The organism is Neorhizobium sp. 05N33, assembly GCF_056397445.1.
Map to the genome: position 1 here is coordinate 121,313 of NZ_JBFTNK010000013.1, position 16,337 is coordinate 137,649.

Consider the following 16,337-nt stretch of genomic DNA (forward strand, 5'->3'; position numbering starts at 1 on the left):
TTCATGAATAGCTGGTACGTTGTCCTCAACCACCTGCCCGACATGCTCTACGGGCTTCGTTACACATTCCTGATCGCAATCGTCTCGCTCGCACTCTCAATGGTCTTCGGAGGGCTAGTGATATCCCTTCTCAGGAGCAAATCTGCTGCCATCCGAGCGATGGGGTTTCTCTACATCCAGGTCTTCCGCTCGCTATCGCCATATGTTTACGTTCTGCTCGTCTATTTTGCCCTCGCCGGAGCAACAGGCTGGAAAATGGATCCGATCACAGCCGCTATCATATCCTTGACGCTTCTGAATACCGCTTACGTTGCAGAAATCTATCGGTCCGTGTTGCTCACCATTGATGGCGGGCAATGGGAAGCGGCCGCCGCAATGGGTCTGTCACCCTGGAAAACAAACTCGATCATTATCTGGCCGCAGGCGCTACGGACTGCAATTCCACTCCTTCTGAACCAATTCATCGTCATCTTGAAGGATTCCGCGATCGTGGGCGTGATTGGTGTCAAAGACATCCTCTATGTGGCGAATGCCCAGGCATCGATCACCTACAAGCAGTTCGAGTATCTGACGGCGGTTGGGGTGATCTTCATCCTGATTGTCTTCGTCCTGTCGCGGTTGAGTATGAGCCTTGAGCAGCGACTGGCCTGGAAGCACTAGCACTTGCCGAAACCACCCGAAGTCATTAGGTCGAAAAGGAAATCAAATCTGATTTTCAATTTGATCACCGTTGGAGAGTGACGCATGGCAAAGGTGGTGGCACCCGTCACAGAAGCTAGAAGCAAACAGCAACTTGCTTACGATTATCTCAAGGCTGGGATAGATCGCGGCCTCTATGCACCCAAACAGCGGCTTGTAATTGACACACTCGCGAAGGAGCTATCGATCAGCCCTGTACCGGTGCGCGAGGCGATCCGTCGGTTGGAAGCAGAAGGCCTGATCATATTCAGCAAAAACTCCGGCGCAATCGTGGCTGGAGCCGATCCGGATCTCTGGGCTGAGCAGATGGAACTTCTGGCATTGCTTGAGGGCTACGTAACCGGCGCCGCCGCGCCGAGGATTACTGCCAGCGATATCAAGCAGCTTCAGAAAATCAACGAGGGCATGGAACAGGCGCTGGCTTCCTTCGACCTTTCGGGATGGACTCAGGGCAACCTGGACTTCCACTCCGTGATAAATCGGAGGTGCCCGAACGAAACAATCGTCGAGCAGATCGCGCAATTGAGATCGCGAATTGCGATGATCAATCGCTTCATCCAGCCTCGGACGGAAGCGACCATCTTGCATACTCTTGGAAAGGATAGCGGGAAATCGACGCTTCAAGGGCACGAGTGGATCATTGCGGCCTATATCGCCAAAAAATCTCCCGCCGAGATCGAAGCGCATGTTCGCTCGAATATCATTCTGCTCACCACAGAAACGCACCGCAATCTGGTCAACAACCATGATCGGCGAGTAAGCAGATCGCAGGGATAGTCATATGCAACCGTCGGAATATGATGTTGTCGTCCTTGGTAGCGGTGGTGCAGGTCTACTCACGGCGCTTTCAGCTGCAATTCAGGGCCTGTCAGTCGGTGTTTTCGAAAAGTCCCATCTAATCGGTGGCACCACCGCGATTTCCGGTGGTGGCATCTGGATTCCAAAAAACCACGTGATGCAAAAGTCCGGTTTTGAGGACCTGGAGACAGACGGTATCACCTATCTGACGCGACTGACCCTTGGCGAGATCGACAAGAGCCTTCTGGTCGATTTTCTAAAAACCGGGCCTGAAATGTTGTTGTTTCTGGAGAAACACTCGGAGCTGCGCTTCTTCAGTGTAGATCGCCCGGACTACCATCCCGGCTGGCCCGGCGCACGTTCCGGCCGATCGGTCGAACCGCTACCTTTCGCGCCAGCAATGGACGAGACTCTATTTCAGACGCTTCGGTCTTCGCACTTGCGTCAGCCGGTGACATCGTCCGAGAGCCGCAAAGGTCTGCCATCAGAGATCATCGAAGACCGTCAGAAGCGTCGAATGCGCACGCAAGGAGCAGCCCTGGTCGCCGGACTTGCGCAGGCATGCGCCAAACGTGGTGTTCAATTTCACCTTAATGAAGCCGCCGCGGGTTTATCGTTCGACGGAGAGCGCTGTCTAGGAGTCGAAACCGTTTCGGGTTCAACATCTGCCCGGCTGGGTGTTGTCCTCTCCACAGGCGGGTTCGAGTGGAATTCGTCCCTCGTCTCGGCTTACCTGCCTGGATTTTCAAGTGCACCGACCACACCGCCTGGTAATGAGGGAGACGGCCTGCGGTTTGGTCTTCGGGCCGGCGCGGCAGTGGCCAATATGACTGAAGCATGGTGGACCGCTGCATATCGAATTCCGGGGGATGCCCTAGATGGAGAACCACTAACACGCAACATGGTGCGTGAACTGGCATTGCCAGGCTCCATTATGGTCAACCGGAAAGGCGAGCGTTTCGTGAACGAAGCGAGCTCATACAATGACCTCGGTATGGCGTTCAACGCTTTTGATCCCGGCTCGTTTTCTTACCCAAATAGGCCTGCCTGGCTTATTTTCGATGACGCCTTCAAGTCGCGTTATCCCGTCGCGTCCGTTTCCCCGCAACAAACCGCACCGGAATGGATGATCAGTGCGGGTTCGGTGGCCGAACTCGCTCAGAAGCTTGGCGTTTCGGTTGAAGGCCTAACCGCAACAGTCGAACGATTCAATCAGTATGCTCGCGAGGGCCATGATCCAGATTTCGCACGCGGTGAGGACGTTCATGGTCTTTATTATGGAGATTCTGGCCACGCCCCAAATCCATGCCTGGGGAAGCTCGATGTTGCTCCCCTCTACGCAGTTGAAGTTCTACCAGGAAACAATGGCACAAAGGGCGGGTTGAAGACGAAATCTCGCGGTAGCGTCGTTCGTGATGACGGATCCGCGATTGAAGGACTTTTTGCGTGCGGGAATGTTGCAGCAAGTATATTCGGAAAAGGATATCCCGGCCACGGTGGCTCGCTCGGTCCGATTCTAACGGCGGCATACATTGTCGGTTTGGAAATCAGCGCCAATCAGCGGCGATGATTAATCCGTTTTGGAACATTCAATCCTCAAGTCCCGGAGTTGGGTAAGGGTGGACCGACACCAGCGTGCCATCAAAAATGGTGTCGAGGCTGGCATCCCGTGCCTGCCCAGCGCATCGGCGCGATCATGCGACCGGGCCACGGATTGGTCACTGCGGAACCCGGGCGGCACATCTCAAATTAAATGCCAAGAACCACTCGAACGGGCGCATTCTCACGATTAGCCGCCAAGCGACACAAAGACTCAAACAGGAACAATCATGGCAAAGCTCCAGCGCTCGACCATTCGGCAGGGATGGCATCAAAAACACGGAGCATGTCTGAAGTGACGTTCGGCATCAAGAACGAAAGCTGCCATGGGGTCAGATGGCCGAAACGATCGAGCACTGTAGATGACAAATCCAATCCGAAAATCGTCCTGAACGCCGCCGAGAGCCGGGCGTCCTTAACAACCTCGTTTAGCGTTAATCTGACGCAACGGTGGTAGCTTGAACTGTCATCGTTGCGCTGTGACAGCCGCTCGCCATTCTTGACCTGCGCCCATTGCCGGTCGATCAGCAGATGCTCGGGACCGACGGCGCCCACCAGGGGCAGGCCAAGTCGTTCGAACTGCGAGGCCGGCGTGTGATTGGCGCGCATGGCTGCGACGAGGAGGTTCGCCATGCGCGTTTCGACCTCTTCATCGCGAAGAGGTTTCTGTTGTTCGGGATCGGTTTGGAGATCGAAGAGCAGCGTTCCAAATATATACGGATTGCCAAGCGCCTTGGCCGGAAGCCGCATGACCTGCACCTGCTTGGTGAAGGGAAACGGTCCGGCAAGCGAGATATCCTTGAGTTCGCCCGGTGCGAAGCGGTGGTCCATATGGGTCGGCATCAGCGTATATTGCTCGAGCGGCTGGTTTTCGGGGGTCACGCAGGCCCGCATATAGACGTAACGCCCGTCGGTAATGCAGACATGCCCGCCATGACTGCCGAACAGGCCGGCTTCACGGACCTGCTCGTCGGTAGAAATGACGCCGGACAGAGGCTTGCCCTGCATATCCTCCGTCGGGGTTACCCCGAAGAAATCGAGAAGCGTCGGACCGAAATCGATCGTCTGGACCAGGCTCGAACGCCGCTCGTCCTTAACATGCAGGCGCGGATCCCAGACGAACAGCGGCGTGTGGATGTTTTCCTCATACCAGGGCTGCACGTTCTTGCCCCACCACCCGCGCTCGCCGAGCAGCAGTCCGTGGTCGGTGCAGACGATCAGCATCGTATCGTCCCACAGTCCATATTCGTCCATCGCATCCAGCACGCGGCCGAGGCTGTCGTCGCACATGCTGAGCAGCGCTGCATATTCCATCCGCGCATGTTCGACTTCCCCCGGCTTTTCGGTCACGGCCCGGTAGTCCGGCCAGTCGAAATGCGGGCCGTCGTAGTCGTGCGGATACCGTTCCTTGTGGCGGTCGTAGCTGAAGAAGGGTTCGTGCGGATCGAAACATTCAACCTGCAGGAACCAGCGATCCTCGGCGTGATTAGCCTTGATGAACTCGACGCCCGCATCGAAGGTCTTCGTCTGCGGATGATCGGCGATGTCGGTCATGTACTGGCGGTTTACCCAGTCCTGCCGCCAGAGACTGCCGGACCGCCAGCTTGCGGTCGCAGGGATCAGCGGCTCGCCGACATGGCCTTTCCAACGATCGCCTTCCTGGCCGCGGCAGAATTCGTAGCTGCTGTAGCGATTGTGATAGGTGGCGCCGCCATCCTCCCAATAATGCTGATGATCAGTGACGAGATGGGTATAGACCCCGCTGGTTCGCAGCATTTCCGGCATCGAATCGTCGAAGGGCTCCAGCGGCCCCCAGGAGCGGTGCAGGAAATTGTATCGGCCGGTATGGAGTTCGCGGCGGGCCGGCATGCAGGGCATGCTGCCGCCATAACAATTGTCGAAGGTGACAGTGCGCTCCTGCAGGCGGCGGAAATTGGGAAGGTGATTCCAGTCGGCACCATAGGCAGGCAGGAACCGGCGATTGAGGGTGTCGAACATGATCATGATCGCTTTCAAATCGGTACGTCCTGTCCTTATGCGCTATGAAAATCGGCGGGAAATGGTTCGAAAGCCGAGATTGCAGTTTGAGGAGCCCAGCGTATTGGAACTGCGCGCCGCCACCCGGTAACGGTGGCAGTAAGTGGCGTGACAGAGATAGGAGCCGTCGCCCCACGGGAAACGCCTCCCCGCGAGACCGCCTCTAGCGGCATATTCCCACTCCGCTTCGGTCGGCAGACGACGCCCGGCCCATTCGCAATAGGCAAGCGCATCGGCATGGCTGACATGCACGACCGGGTGAATATCAGGTCGGTCGGCTGCGGCGGCGAGGCGGGAAACGCTCGAATTGCCGTAGCGCTCCGCCTCCGTCCGATATCCCCTCGCCTTTGCGAAGGCCGAAAACTGCGCGACCGTCACGCATGTCGTGTCCATGGCGAACGGGCCAAGCGACACCCCGTGAACGGGCGCCTCGCCATCAGGCGCATAACCTTCACCGAAATGATCGCCCATCAGGAAGGTACCGCCGGGCAGCGCCGCTTCCCGGTGAATCGGGCGTGCGCCGGAAGTCTGCGGGTTTACCTCGGCCGGCATGGCCTCCCCTTCCCGCTCGCGCGAAGTGGAGCAGCAGCGGGCATTTCCAGCGGGAACTACGTCGGTCATCGGCGTTTTTCTCGGCTCGGTTCGTCGAGCGAAATGTGCATATCCGGGTCTCGCATATAGGGGCGGAGGATGGTGAAGAACTGGATCATTGACGTCTCGCGGCTGACAGCCGTCGGATCCAGAAGCCACTGGAGCCGCACGCCGTCAGCTACCGCAATGATCCAACGTGCAAACGTCTCGAGAGTCATTCCGGTTGGAAGCTTACTCTGATCGAAAACCGCCGCCAACTCACTGGTCATGGAAGCCGCCACCTCTCGATACCGCTCGACAAACCAGCCGTGGGCCGGATGATCCTGAACGATGCTTTCGGCGGATAGAATCGCAAAAAGCTGTACAAGAATTGGTGTTCGTTCGTTGGTATGAAGCGTTCGTAGAAATGTGCTTAAATAGTCGAAACCGCGCTCTAAACTTTCCGATTTGGCCTTCTGGTTTCGCTCCTCGCGCTCCTGCAGCACTGCCAGAAGCAATGCGGCCTTCGACGGAAAATGATGCAGCATGCCGGCCTGCGTCATGCCGACGTCGGCGGCAATATCGGCAATGCTGGCGGAGTTGAAGCCTCGCTCGGAGAAAAGCCGCAGCGCCGAATCCAGGATCGCCCGCCGCCTGCTGTCTCCCTTTGGGCTTCTGCGCGTCTCTTTCTTCTCCATGCTCGAGCTCATCTCCCCGTCCGGATCTGCAAAGGCGTGCCCGCAAAATGACAGGCAGCCTTCTGTCCGGTACCAGTTTCCTGGAGGCTTGGCGAACTGGTGGAACAGATTTCCCGCTCCGGAAAATACTCCGGCCCAATCGGACAGCGGGTGCGGAAACGGCAGCCGCTCGGCGGATTGGCGGGGCTCGGCATATCGCCGGCAAGTACGATCTTCTCCTGCGGCGCGTCGAGCACCGGTTCCGGCGTCGAGGAAATCAGCGCCGCAGTATAGGGATGCTGCGGAGAGCCGTAGACCTGTTCGGCCGTGCCGACCTCGACGATCTTGCCGAGATACATCACCGCGACATTGTCGCTGATATGGCGCACCACCGAAAGGTCGTGGGCGATGAACAGATATCCGAGCCCCAGTTCGTCGCGCAGTTCCTCCAGGAGGTTGATGATCTGGGCCTGGATCGAGACGTCGAGCGCCGAGACCGGCTCGTCGCAGATCAGAAGCTTCGGCTCGGTGGCAAGCGCTCGCGCAATGCCGACGCGCTGGCGCTGGCCGCCGGAAAGCTCGTAAGGGTAACGTTCGAGGAAATCCTCGTTCAGCCCGACCCGCAGCAGCAATTCGACCGAGCGCTGCCGCGCCTTCTCGCCGTGGACGCCGGCGACGCCCAGAGCTTCACCGAGCGACTGGGCGATACTGCGGCGCGGATTGAGCGAGGCGAACGGGTCCTGGAAGACATATTGGATGGTTCTGGTGATCGTGTCGCGATCCTCCTGATCCATCGCACTGACATCGCGGCCGGCGACCGTGATCCGGCCCTCGGCGACCGGATTGATGCCGACGATGGTGCGCGACAGCGTGGACTTGCCGCAGCCGGATTCACCGACAAGACCGAGCGTTTCTCCGGGCCGGATTTCGAGCGATACGCCGTCTACCGCAAAGATCGGCTTGGCCTTGGAAAAGAACGACCCCGAACCGCGGTTGACGTCCGTCCTGAGGTTCTCGATCCGCAGGACAGGCTCGACCGAAAGAGTCCGCCGGGCCTTGCGCACAAGATCGTCTTCTTCCGGCACGACAGGCATGCCAGTGGCCGCGCTCACCCAGCAGGCGGCGGAATGACCGGGCACTAGCACCTCCAGCTTCGGCACGTCCGCGCGGCATCGCTCGATCGCGAAGCGGCAGCGCGGATGGAAGGCGCAGCCGGATGGCAGCCGCGCCGGCGTCGGCGGCGAGCCGGGAATGGCGCGCAGCTGGCTGCCGGTATCGCTGTCGATGCGCGGCACGGAATGCAACAGTGCCGCTGTATAAGGGTGCCGCGGTGCGGAGAAGACATCGGCTACTCTGCCGCGTTCCATGACCCGGCCGCCATACATGACGACGAGATCGTCGCAGAGTTCGGCCACCACGCCCATGTCGTGGGTGATCATGATGATCGACAGGCCGAGCTCGTCCTTTAGGTCGCAGAGAAGCCGCAGGATCTGCGCCTGGATCGTCACATCGAGCGCGGTGGTCGGTTCGTCGGCGATCAGCAGCAAAGGTTTGTTGGCAAGCGCGATGGCGATCACCACGCGCTGGCGCATGCCGCCGGAAAACTGGTGCGGGTACTGGTCGACATTGTGCTCCACATCCGGAATACCGACCTGCCGCAGCAGCTCGAGGGCCCGTTCGCGCGCCGCCGCCCGGCCTGCGCCATGGACCACAAGCGCCTCGGCGATCTGTTCACCGACGGTCATCACCGGGTTCAGGGCCGCCTGCGGGTCCTGGAAGACCATGGCGATATCCTTGCCGCGAATCTTGCGCATCTCGGTTTCCGGCAGGCCGACGAGATCGCGGCCGTTGAACATCACCTTGCCGGTATCGATCCGGCCGGGATGGCGCAGCATGCCGAGGACCGAGCGTACGGTGACCGACTTGCCGGAACCGGATTCGCCAACGATGCCGAGCACGCGGCGCGGTTTCACCTCGAAGGAGACGTTGTCGATGATGCGGATATTCGTATGCCGGCCGGCGAAGGAGGCGGACAGGCCCTCGACATTCAACAGCGGCGCAACGGACTGGACTGAAATGTCGGTCATTTGCGGTTCACCGTATCGTTCAAGGCGTCGGCCAGCATGCTGAAGGCAAGCGCGACGAGGATGAGGATGACGGTCGGACCGAGCACATAAGTCGGCGCACGGCTGACATAACGCATGCCGTTGTTGAGCAGCGTTCCGAGTGACGGTTCCGGCGGCTGCAATCCAAGCCCGACGATGCTGAGCGCCGCCTCGATGAAGATCGCCGAAACGACAAAGACGGCGCCTTGTACGATGATCGGGTCGATGGCGTTCGGCAAGATGTGGCGGACCATGATCTGCCATTTACCGACACCCAGCGTGCGAGCCGCGATGACGTATTCCCGCTGTTGCTGGGCGAGCAGCGTGGCGCGGGCAAGGCGTCCGAAGCTTGGCAGACCGGAAATGACGATCGCCACCAACAGCGCCGTCCAACCGGCGCCGAGCACCAGCACGACGCAGATGCCGAGGATGAGCCCCGGGAAGCCCACGATGATATCGAGGCAACGCTGCACGAAATTGCCGAGTCTTGGCGAAACTGCCCCGATCAACCCAAGCAGCGCGCCTGCCACCATGCTGACAGGCACCGCACAATAAACAAGCGTCAGGTCCGACCTTAGCCCGTAGATGCTGCGCACAAAAAGATCGCGGCCGAGTTCGTCGGTGCCGAAGAAATGCACGAGCGACGGTGCCCGCAACGATTCCCGGGACTGGATGTCGTAGCCGAGAGGAAAGATAAACGGAGCCAGAAAGGCAAGCGCCGAGATGAGAATGATCACCGTCAGCGCCACAATGCCGCGCGTCGTGGTGAACGCCTGCATGTAGCCGGCGATCGACGGATTGAACCAATGGCGATGGATCAATTTCGATTGCGGTGCGGCCATGGTCAACTCTCCAGCCGGATGCGCGGATCGAGCGCCGCGATAGTGATTTCGGACAAAAGCTGTATCAGCACTGCAACCAGAACCGCCCCGAGGATCAGCGCCTGCAGCACCAGATAGTCACGGTTTTGGACGCTGGAGACCGCAAGCTGGCCAAGCCCGTTCCGGGCAAAGATTGCCTCGATGACGATCGCGCCGCCCAGGAGCTCGCCGGCCCGAAGCCCGATTGCGACGATCGCCGGGCCGAGGCTGTTGCGCAAAAGATGGCGGCGCATTAGCCGGCCCGGCGGCACACCCTTTGCCTTGGCAAGATCGATGAAGTCTTCACCGCGCACCGAATTGATCGCTGTGGTCAAAAGCCTGGCGACAACCGCCGCCTGCGGCAACGCGAGTGCGAAGGCCGGCAGGATGAGGAATTGCAGCCCCTTCAACGGGTCGCGCAGCAGGCCGATCTCGCCGCTGACGGGCAGGATCGGAAAGGCGATGCCGAGCAGCAGGATCAGCAGCAGACCGGTGAGGAAAGGCGGCGTCGCCAGACAGATGGTGTTGAGAATGTCGAGCCCTGCCCTGGCGGACTGATGGCGCAACGTTGCCGACAGGATGCCGAGCGTGAAGCCGATGATGATCATCAGCATCAGCGCCAGCGCCGCAAGCTCGACCGTGCTTTCCAGCCTGCTCATGATCAGCGCCGAGACCGGGCGGCGCATGGCAAATGAGCGTCCGAGATCGCCATGCAGGAGGTTCCACATCCAATGGAAATACTGCTCGTGAAGCGGCCCGTTGAGGCCGATCTGTTCGCGCACCGCGGCGAGCTGTTCGGGGCTTGCATCCGATCCCGCCAGTGCCACGGCGGGATCGCCGGGCGCCATCCGTGGCAGAATAAAGGCGATGAGAGAACTCGCAATCGCCACCACCACCACCGACGGGAGTTTCTTGAGGAGGAAGGTCAGCATCTCACTCGGCCAGATAAGCTTCGCCGTAGAGCATCTGCGAGCGGAGCGTCGCCTTCACGCCCTTTAGCGTGTCGGAGAGGATGGTCTGGCCCGGTGTCTGCAACAGCGACAGGCTGAAGGCCTCATCGAGCATGTAGTCGGAGAGCGCCTTGACTGCCTTGTCGGTTGCATCAGGCGAGTTGGCCGCCGTCACCGCGTTACGCAGCGTGACATACTGGTCGGACCAGAAGCCAGACGGGTTTCCCTGACGGAGCGAGGGAAGCGAGGAAAGCAGCGTCGCTGTGCTGAAACCGACCTGGCCGTGGATCAGCAGGAATGCGGGGCCGAGATCCCCGGCGACCTGCCGTTTGTCGAAATCCGCAACGTCGAGGACCACTGCTTCCGGCGCAAGCCCGATTTCCTTGAGATTGTTCTGAACGATCTCGAAAATGCTCCGATTCGCCGGGATGGAGGGCACGATGATTGGCACCTTGGCACCCGTGGCGCCAGCCTTTTCGATCAGCGCCTTGGCCTTCGTCGGATCATAGCTGTAGCGGTTCGCCTGCTCCTCACCATAACCCGGCGAGCCGACACCCCAGAAGAGATCGGTCGGAGTACCGATACCGCCAAATACCTGTTCGTTGATACGCTGGCGGTCGATCGCATAACCGAGTGCCTGGCGCACTTCCTTCTTATCGAACGGCGCCTTGGTAACATTGACGCCAAACGGATAGATAGCCCCGCCTGAATTCAGGAACTGGTATTGCGGGTTGCCCTCGAATTCGACGAGGTCGTTCTGCGAAAGTCCCGTCGCCATGACGGAACGGCCGCTGCGTAACGCCGAAACCGATGCGGTGCTATCGGTGATGATCGCGAATTCGATCGAGTCGAGATAAGGCAGGTTCCTGTCGCGGTAACCGGTATAGCGCTCCAGCATGATCGAGGCGCCCGGCGTCCATTTGGCGAACTTGAACGGGCCGGTGCCGATCACCTGGGAGCCGTCCTCGCGCTTGGTATAGGTTTCCTTGTCGATGACGTTAGCCTCTTCGAAGAGGTCAAAGATGTTGGCGAGCGGCTTCTTGAACTTGATCGTCAGCGTCGTCGGACTGGTGACATCGATGCTCTGGAACTCCTTGGCGATGAAGCCGACCTGGGCGGCGGTTTCCGGCAGGGCCATGGTCTCCAGCGTGAACTTCACGTCGTCGGCCGTCATCCTGCGGCCGGTATGGAAGGTCACGTCGTCGCGCAGCACGATTTCCATCGAGAGTCCGTCGGCGGCCACTTTCCAGGACTTGGCGAGCAGGGGTTTGACTTCGAAGGTCTTGGGGTCGGTCTGGGTCAGCGTTTCGAAGACGTTCTTCACCCAAGGCGAATTGCCGGCACGCAGTGTCAGGATGTTGCGTGGCTGGGCATCCGCCGTCTGCGAGACAGTGATCGCGCCCCTGCGAACCGGCTTGCTATCTTGGGCTTTCGCCGGAACGGCGGCACAGAGACCAAAGGCCAGAACGGCCCAGAAAATCATCCCGCCGATGGGGCGGGCATGGCGAATTGCAGGCAAAATCCTGTTGGTCATCAATCTTCCTCCCGAGTGCGACCGAACAGGCGCGACGCGCCTGCCTCCTCCGGTCATCAAGCGCCTAATTATACCGAGCGCTCGCTAGATTTAGCGTCGCTGGGTTTTCTCCGTTTGTCAAGCTCGCCATGTGCCCCATTTCAGCGGCCTCAGAATATATCCAGTTTGGTGGGGGCGAAAAACGAACTGGATGCACGATCGTTTGCATGGCGCCAAGCCAAGATTTCGAGATCATCCGACAAGCCGATGAGGCCTCGATCAAACATCCAATGGACGGATATTGGGTCGGGAACTGATATTGTTCAGCCGGGCTGTCGTCGTAGATCGAATCTGGGCTGTGAATGAAAACCCCGAATCCCATATACAATCTCCACCATGGTGACCGCTATTCAAAACAGGGAGATCGGTCACAATGCATGCCTTCAGCGCGTCGTGCTTTATCGCGAAGGAATTCCGCCGCGCTCCATGTCATCCAGGAGGTCCCGTCGCTCGGGATCGTCGACGATGCGCTTTGGCAACGAGTGAAATACGCCAGGAGAATTGGCGTGCTGGCTAGTACGGAGCCTTGTGCGGGCTCGGACCGACGACACTATCAAGTTATTACGCGCATGTGCTGAGGATCGGCATCATCAACTTCACATGAGCATCGATCCTCTCAAGAACCTTTGCCGGAACGACCTCACGCTCTGGCAGGGACCACCAAAGCTCGTTGACGCGGTCAACTGTCTCGATCACCGCTTTGAGAACACCAGCTTCAGGCAAACGTGCACGATTGGCGAAGACTTTCCATCGCTGTGCGTCCATCGCCCTGAAGGAACGCTCGCCGGCGAGCGACAGCGCCATGGCATCCGCCGGAATGTAGGGAATGGTCGAGAGTACATCATATACAGGAGCTAGCTCGGGTTTATCGCCCGCACCAGGATAGATCAGAGACCAGTTCTTGAGATGCATGTCGCCATTGCCCGTGATGGCGGCCAAAGCCAGCCGGCGGACAAATTCAATCTGCGCCGCCGACGATACGGCGATGCCGAGAGCAACGGCGATATCGTGATAGGCGGCACCTTCGTATTTGCGTGAGGGATATATGCCAAATACCTGAGCAAAGTCCTCGATGTGGATCCGCTCGCCGTCGATGCCGCGATCAAAGCGTTTGACGAGCAGGACTTTACCGTCCGACAGTGTCTCGAACTCCTCAGGAATGCCCTCGAATTCGGATTGCTCGACAAGCTCGCGTTCCGGCACGTCCATGCCGATCGCTTCGGCCAAAGCGAGATTGGCATATTCGTTTTCCGAGACACCGGGAAACGACGTCGACGGAAACTTGGCAATATAGGATCCCTGCTCATCGCCTAGTGGCAGCGTCAGCCCCCCACCCTTGCCCGTGTTCTTGATGACGGAAAGCTTCATCTGCACACCAGCGAGCGAAAACCGGACCTTCGATTTGAGAGGTGATGGATCGTCAACGCGAGCAACGGTTCCTGCGCTTGGCACAACGCGGACGGCACCCGGCAGATCCGACCCGAGTGCAACCAGCAGATCAAAGTCGTTTCCTGCGCGAACACTGCCGGTATGGTGCTTTTCCATCGCCTCGCGCAGCTTGTCCTCGGGAAGAAGATTGGCAAAGAACGCCGGCAACGCTCTAGCAACAGGCTTGGGATCCTTGCGCAGACCTCCGCTTACCGCGCGGAAAGACAAGCTCAAAACAGGAAAGCCGCCCGTCGCGCGATAGCTCTCCTCAAAGCTGAACGCGTTGAAATTGCCGGGCGTTCTGACGATCGTGCCGACCTTCAGGTCATTCAGCAGCACTTCAAGTGATGATATGGATCTTGGATTGAGAGGAGCCTCAGGCATTGGCATTGCCGTCTGCGCTGACCGCGAACGCAGGAAGGTCGTCTTCAGCACCATCGGGCTGCAGCAGGGCATCAACCGCCGGGACCATAGCGTGCGGGATGAGCATCAGCTCAAGACCGAGCGCCCGCGAAATGTTGATCAAGGTCGTTGTGCGAGCAGCGGCGCTTCCAGCCTCGATCTCACGATAGCGAGGACGGGATATGCCTGCCAGGTCGGCAACCTGCTCTTGAGTGAGTCCCAAGTCTTTACGTGCCGTCTTCAACCGCCGGCCGATCGCAAGCAAAGCCTCTGACCCAACCATTTGATCTCTAAACCTATCACTGCGGACTGAATGTTACGTTTACATATCTTCGTTCCTTCAAAAAAGTCAAGACAATTGATCTATTTGCAGATCATATTATGAAATATGATCTGTTCAATGCCTTTTCCGAAAGAGTTTATGGGCGCTGCGGGGTCGAGCACGACCGCTAAATTATATATTCCGCTACATGCTTTGTTAAAGCCCTCCTATTCCCGCTCGCCCTCGGCACCGGTGCCTGAGAGAAAAGGAATGAGCATGCCCAAACTGGATAATTCATCACGTCATTTTCAACGAAAGATCTCTGAATTCCGCGAGCTGCGCATTGCGCCGATCGCACCGAAGCGGGTGCTGGAAAATATCCGCCCCTATCTCATTAACCTGATCATTTACCGGAAGCCGCCACCGATCCTGAATGGCCGCCTTGATATCCCATCAGGGGTGAGTAGCGGCCTGCACCGTGGCAGAGTGAGGTCGCTAGAAAACTCTCTGGAGGCCAATCATGCCGATGACAGCAGATCAAACTCAAGCACAGACCGCTACCCTCATTGATCTTGGAACAATTTTCGTCTCGTTGGAACTCAGTAAATCGGCATGGCTGGTGACGGCGTTGTCGCCCGGAAGCGAGAAGATGTCACGCCATACGATTACCGGAGGTGACATCGCTGGCCTATTTTCGTGTTTTGCTGCGCTCCGCCAGAAAAGTCAGCGGCGCAAGAACATGCTTTATCCGCTGGTGGTCAATCAAGAGGTCGGGCTTGATGGCTTTTGGTTGGGGCGGGTGCTCAGCAAGGAAGCCTGGATCGAGAGCCATATTGTCGAGGCTGCATCCATTGCCATGCCCCGCCGCCACCGCCGGGCAAAGACGGATCGCATCGACGGCGAAACGCTGATCCGCGCTCTGATCGCATGGAAACGTGGCGAGCCGCAGGCCTGCTCGATGGTCAAACTGCTCACGCCGGATGAGGAAGACATCCGCAGGCTCGGGCGAGAGCGGAAAACCCTGATTGCTGAACGTGTCTTCCACGTCAATCGCATCAAAGGTCTACTCTTCGCCCAAGGTGTACGAGATTACGAGCCTGTAAATCGAGATCGTCGACAGCGTCTGGAAGAGCTTGGAACTGGAGATGGCAGGGTTCTGTCTAAACACCTCAAAGCCGAAATTTGCACAGAACTCGATCTGTCTCGAATTGCTGCTCACACAAATCAAGGCCGTGGAAGCAGAGCGAGATGCTTTGGCTGTACGCGAGGCGCCGGAAACGCCGGCAAGAGCGACTGCTCTTTTGGGGATCAGAGGAATTGGTCTCGAGTTCGCAACGATACTCTACACGGAAGGTTTGTTCAGACACTTCGACAATCGGCGGCAAGTTGCCTCTTACGCGGGCCTAGCGCCCTCCCCGTGGCAAAGCGGCAACGTCAATCGCGAGCAAAGTGTCTCGAAGGCGGGAAATCCGCGGTTGCAAGCGACAATGGTCGAACTTGCCTGGCTATGGTTGCGGCACCAACCAAAATCGGCATTAACGTTATGGTTCAAGGAGCGCATTGCACCGTAATGCCGGCCGCCTTAAAACGCCTATGATCGTGGCGCTGGCGCGTAAATTACTGGTCGCACTTTGGAAGTACGTGAGCTCCGGTGTCGTAATCGAAGGTGCGATCATGAAAACTGCCTGAAGTGCAGACGCAGCTCGCTTAATCAGAAAACTAATCCTCAGGGCCTGATCAGTCCTGACGGATCCAGGTGGACGAACCGGGATCCTTTTGGCTCTCAAGCGCCGATCTTGAGTTTGGCCCCTTCTCCTGAGCCCGTGCCCGTCGAAAGCGGGATAATGGTGCGGCCGCTACGGACGGCGACCAAATGTGCGGTTGTAGAGGCCCACAAACGGGCCGGTAATGACTATGGGCTCAGACGGTGGATCCGCCTAAAGTGGAGAAATCCGATGCCACTCGAATGACTGATTGACAAAAAATCCTGATGTGAGGGATTCGAACCGATGACACTTCGGCGGGAGACGGGCCGTGTCGGAGACGAAAATGCCGAGAATGGAAATTCCGGTTCCCATGCCGAAAACCTCACACGCCTGCAGGCGGGATGACGCCCTTGGTGAACAGGAAGCAGCCATAGAAGCGGGTTTCGCCGGTCGAGATCACGCAATAGGCCTTCTTGGCCAGATCGTAGAAAGCGAAGCGCTCGATACCGTACATGGGCGAAGGCCTGCCTTCCGCCCGGTCGATCTCCGCCTGCACCTCGCCTTGCACGGTCGGAATTTCGCCCGGCGCGCCCATGACTTCCATGCGACCGGCAGAATTCTGGAGCGGCGTGTCGAGCGGCAGCACCGAGAGAATGGCACGGATCGCGTCA

General features: G+C 58.6%; 14 protein-coding genes and 1 pseudogene. 5 read left to right on the top strand and 10 right to left on the bottom strand.

What is annotated here, in order from left to right; all coding sequences use genetic code 11:
* Positions 1-3 precede the first annotated feature (3 nt).
* From AC1DLT_RS25260 to AC1DLT_RS25270, 3 genes are all read left to right on the top strand, one after another.
* Positions 4-660: an amino acid ABC transporter permease gene (locus tag AC1DLT_RS25260; RefSeq protein ID WP_244447623.1), complete on the top strand. Its 657-nt coding sequence runs from the start codon at positions 4-6 to the stop codon at positions 658-660.
* Between the two features lie 84 nt (positions 661-744).
* On the top strand, positions 745-1,476 hold the full coding sequence (locus AC1DLT_RS25265) for a GntR family transcriptional regulator (RefSeq protein WP_477488555.1): 732 nt from the start codon (positions 745-747) through the stop codon (positions 1,474-1,476).
* Positions 1,477-1,480: 4 nt separating this feature from the next.
* Complete coding sequence (locus tag AC1DLT_RS25270; protein ID WP_080719338.1) at positions 1,481-3,067, top strand: FAD-dependent oxidoreductase; 1,587 nt, start codon at positions 1,481-1,483, stop codon at positions 3,065-3,067.
* 257 nt (positions 3,068-3,324) lie between these two features.
* On the opposite strand, the gene AC1DLT_RS25275 is transcribed toward AC1DLT_RS25270, so the two are convergent.
* From AC1DLT_RS25275 to AC1DLT_RS25315, 9 genes are all read right to left on the bottom strand, one after another.
* The gene (locus AC1DLT_RS25275) at positions 3,325-5,100 is read right to left on the bottom strand and encodes a sulfatase (RefSeq protein ID WP_477488556.1); all 1,776 of its coding nucleotides are present in this window, start codon (positions 5,098-5,100) and stop codon (positions 3,325-3,327) included.
* 36 nt (positions 5,101-5,136) lie between these two features.
* Positions 5,137-5,754: a formylglycine-generating enzyme family protein gene (locus AC1DLT_RS25280; RefSeq protein ID WP_477488557.1), complete on the bottom strand. Its 618-nt coding sequence runs from the start codon at positions 5,752-5,754 to the stop codon at positions 5,137-5,139.
* A complete protein-coding gene (locus AC1DLT_RS25285; RefSeq protein ID WP_477488558.1) occupies positions 5,751-6,401 on the bottom strand; it encodes a TetR/AcrR family transcriptional regulator in 651 nt (216 codons plus the stop codon). Before AC1DLT_RS25285 ends, AC1DLT_RS25280 begins: the two co-directional genes overlap by 4 nt.
* Positions 6,402-6,409: 8 nt before the next feature.
* Entirely contained in the window at positions 6,410-8,467 is a 2,058-nt protein-coding gene (locus AC1DLT_RS25290; protein WP_477488559.1) for a dipeptide ABC transporter ATP-binding protein, read from the bottom strand.
* Positions 8,464-9,327 (bottom strand): ABC transporter permease, encoded by an 864-nt coding sequence (locus tag AC1DLT_RS25295; RefSeq protein WP_477488560.1) that lies wholly within the window; start codon positions 9,325-9,327, stop codon positions 8,464-8,466. The genes AC1DLT_RS25290 and AC1DLT_RS25295 overlap by 4 nt, the downstream gene beginning before the upstream one ends.
* Before the next feature lie 2 nt (positions 9,328-9,329).
* Complete coding sequence (locus AC1DLT_RS25300) at positions 9,330-10,277, bottom strand: ABC transporter permease (RefSeq protein ID WP_477488561.1); 948 nt, start codon at positions 10,275-10,277, stop codon at positions 9,330-9,332.
* 1 nt (position 10,278) lies between these two features.
* Positions 10,279-11,829: an ABC transporter substrate-binding protein gene (locus AC1DLT_RS25305; protein ID WP_477488562.1), complete on the bottom strand. Its 1,551-nt coding sequence runs from the start codon at positions 11,827-11,829 to the stop codon at positions 10,279-10,281.
* A gap of 600 nt (positions 11,830-12,429) precedes the next feature.
* Positions 12,430-13,680 carry a type II toxin-antitoxin system HipA family toxin gene (locus AC1DLT_RS25310; RefSeq protein ID WP_477488563.1) on the bottom strand — a complete coding sequence of 417 codons (1,251 nt, stop codon included), beginning with the start codon at positions 13,678-13,680 and terminating at the stop codon, positions 12,430-12,432.
* Positions 13,673-13,981 (bottom strand): helix-turn-helix domain-containing protein, encoded by a 309-nt coding sequence (locus AC1DLT_RS25315; protein WP_040124727.1) that lies wholly within the window; start codon positions 13,979-13,981, stop codon positions 13,673-13,675. The genes AC1DLT_RS25310 and AC1DLT_RS25315 overlap by 8 nt, the downstream gene beginning before the upstream one ends.
* A gap of 255 nt (positions 13,982-14,236) precedes the next feature.
* Here AC1DLT_RS25315 and AC1DLT_RS25320 point away from each other — a divergent pair, with 255 nt between their 5' ends.
* Together AC1DLT_RS25320 and AC1DLT_RS25325 are read left to right on the top strand one after the other, a co-directional pair.
* Positions 14,237-14,530 carry a hypothetical protein gene (locus AC1DLT_RS25320; protein WP_162182357.1) on the top strand — a complete coding sequence of 98 codons (294 nt, stop codon included), beginning with the start codon at positions 14,237-14,239 and terminating at the stop codon, positions 14,528-14,530.
* Positions 14,481-15,649: pseudogene (locus AC1DLT_RS25325) on the top strand (IS110 family RNA-guided transposase). Before AC1DLT_RS25320 ends, AC1DLT_RS25325 begins: the two are co-directional and overlap by 50 nt.
* A 399-nt stretch (positions 15,650-16,048) precedes the next feature.
* On the opposite strand, the gene AC1DLT_RS25330 reads toward AC1DLT_RS25325, so the two are convergent.
* Positions 16,049-16,337 (bottom strand): RbsD/FucU family protein (locus tag AC1DLT_RS25330; RefSeq protein WP_477488564.1); only part of this gene is annotated, 289 nt, incomplete at its 5' end.

What these genes read in the sequence shown, in the direction of transcription:
- AC1DLT_RS25270 (WP_080719338.1), top strand. Translation starts at nt 1,481, where the DNA reads ATGCAACCGTCGGAATATGATGTTGTCGTCCTTGGTAGCGGTGGTGCA.
- AC1DLT_RS25290 (WP_477488559.1), bottom strand. Translation starts at nt 8,467, where the DNA reads ATGACCGACATTTCAGTCCAGTCCGTTGCGCCGCTGTTGAATGTCGAG.
- AC1DLT_RS25285 (WP_477488558.1), bottom strand. Translation starts at nt 6,401, where the DNA reads ATGGAGAAGAAAGAGACGCGCAGAAGCCCAAAGGGAGACAGCAGGCGG.
- AC1DLT_RS25310 (WP_477488563.1), bottom strand. Translation starts at nt 13,680, where the DNA reads ATGCCTGAGGCTCCTCTCAATCCAAGATCCATATCATCACTTGAAGTG.
- AC1DLT_RS25260 (WP_244447623.1), top strand. Translation starts at nt 4, where the DNA reads ATGAATAGCTGGTACGTTGTCCTCAACCACCTGCCCGACATGCTCTAC.
- AC1DLT_RS25265 (WP_477488555.1), top strand. Translation starts at nt 745, where the DNA reads ATGGCAAAGGTGGTGGCACCCGTCACAGAAGCTAGAAGCAAACAGCAA.
- AC1DLT_RS25300 (WP_477488561.1), bottom strand. Translation starts at nt 10,277, where the DNA reads ATGCTGACCTTCCTCCTCAAGAAACTCCCGTCGGTGGTGGTGGTGGCG.
- AC1DLT_RS25315 (WP_040124727.1), bottom strand. Translation starts at nt 13,981, where the DNA reads ATGGTTGGGTCAGAGGCTTTGCTTGCGATCGGCCGGCGGTTGAAGACG.
- AC1DLT_RS25280 (WP_477488557.1), bottom strand. Translation starts at nt 5,754, where the DNA reads ATGACCGACGTAGTTCCCGCTGGAAATGCCCGCTGCTGCTCCACTTCG.
- AC1DLT_RS25320 (WP_162182357.1), top strand. Translation starts at nt 14,237, where the DNA reads ATGCCCAAACTGGATAATTCATCACGTCATTTTCAACGAAAGATCTCT.
- AC1DLT_RS25295 (WP_477488560.1), bottom strand. Translation starts at nt 9,327, where the DNA reads ATGGCCGCACCGCAATCGAAATTGATCCATCGCCATTGGTTCAATCCG.
- AC1DLT_RS25275 (WP_477488556.1), bottom strand. Translation starts at nt 5,100, where the DNA reads ATGATCATGTTCGACACCCTCAATCGCCGGTTCCTGCCTGCCTATGGT.
- AC1DLT_RS25305 (WP_477488562.1), bottom strand. Translation starts at nt 11,829, where the DNA reads ATGACCAACAGGATTTTGCCTGCAATTCGCCATGCCCGCCCCATCGGC.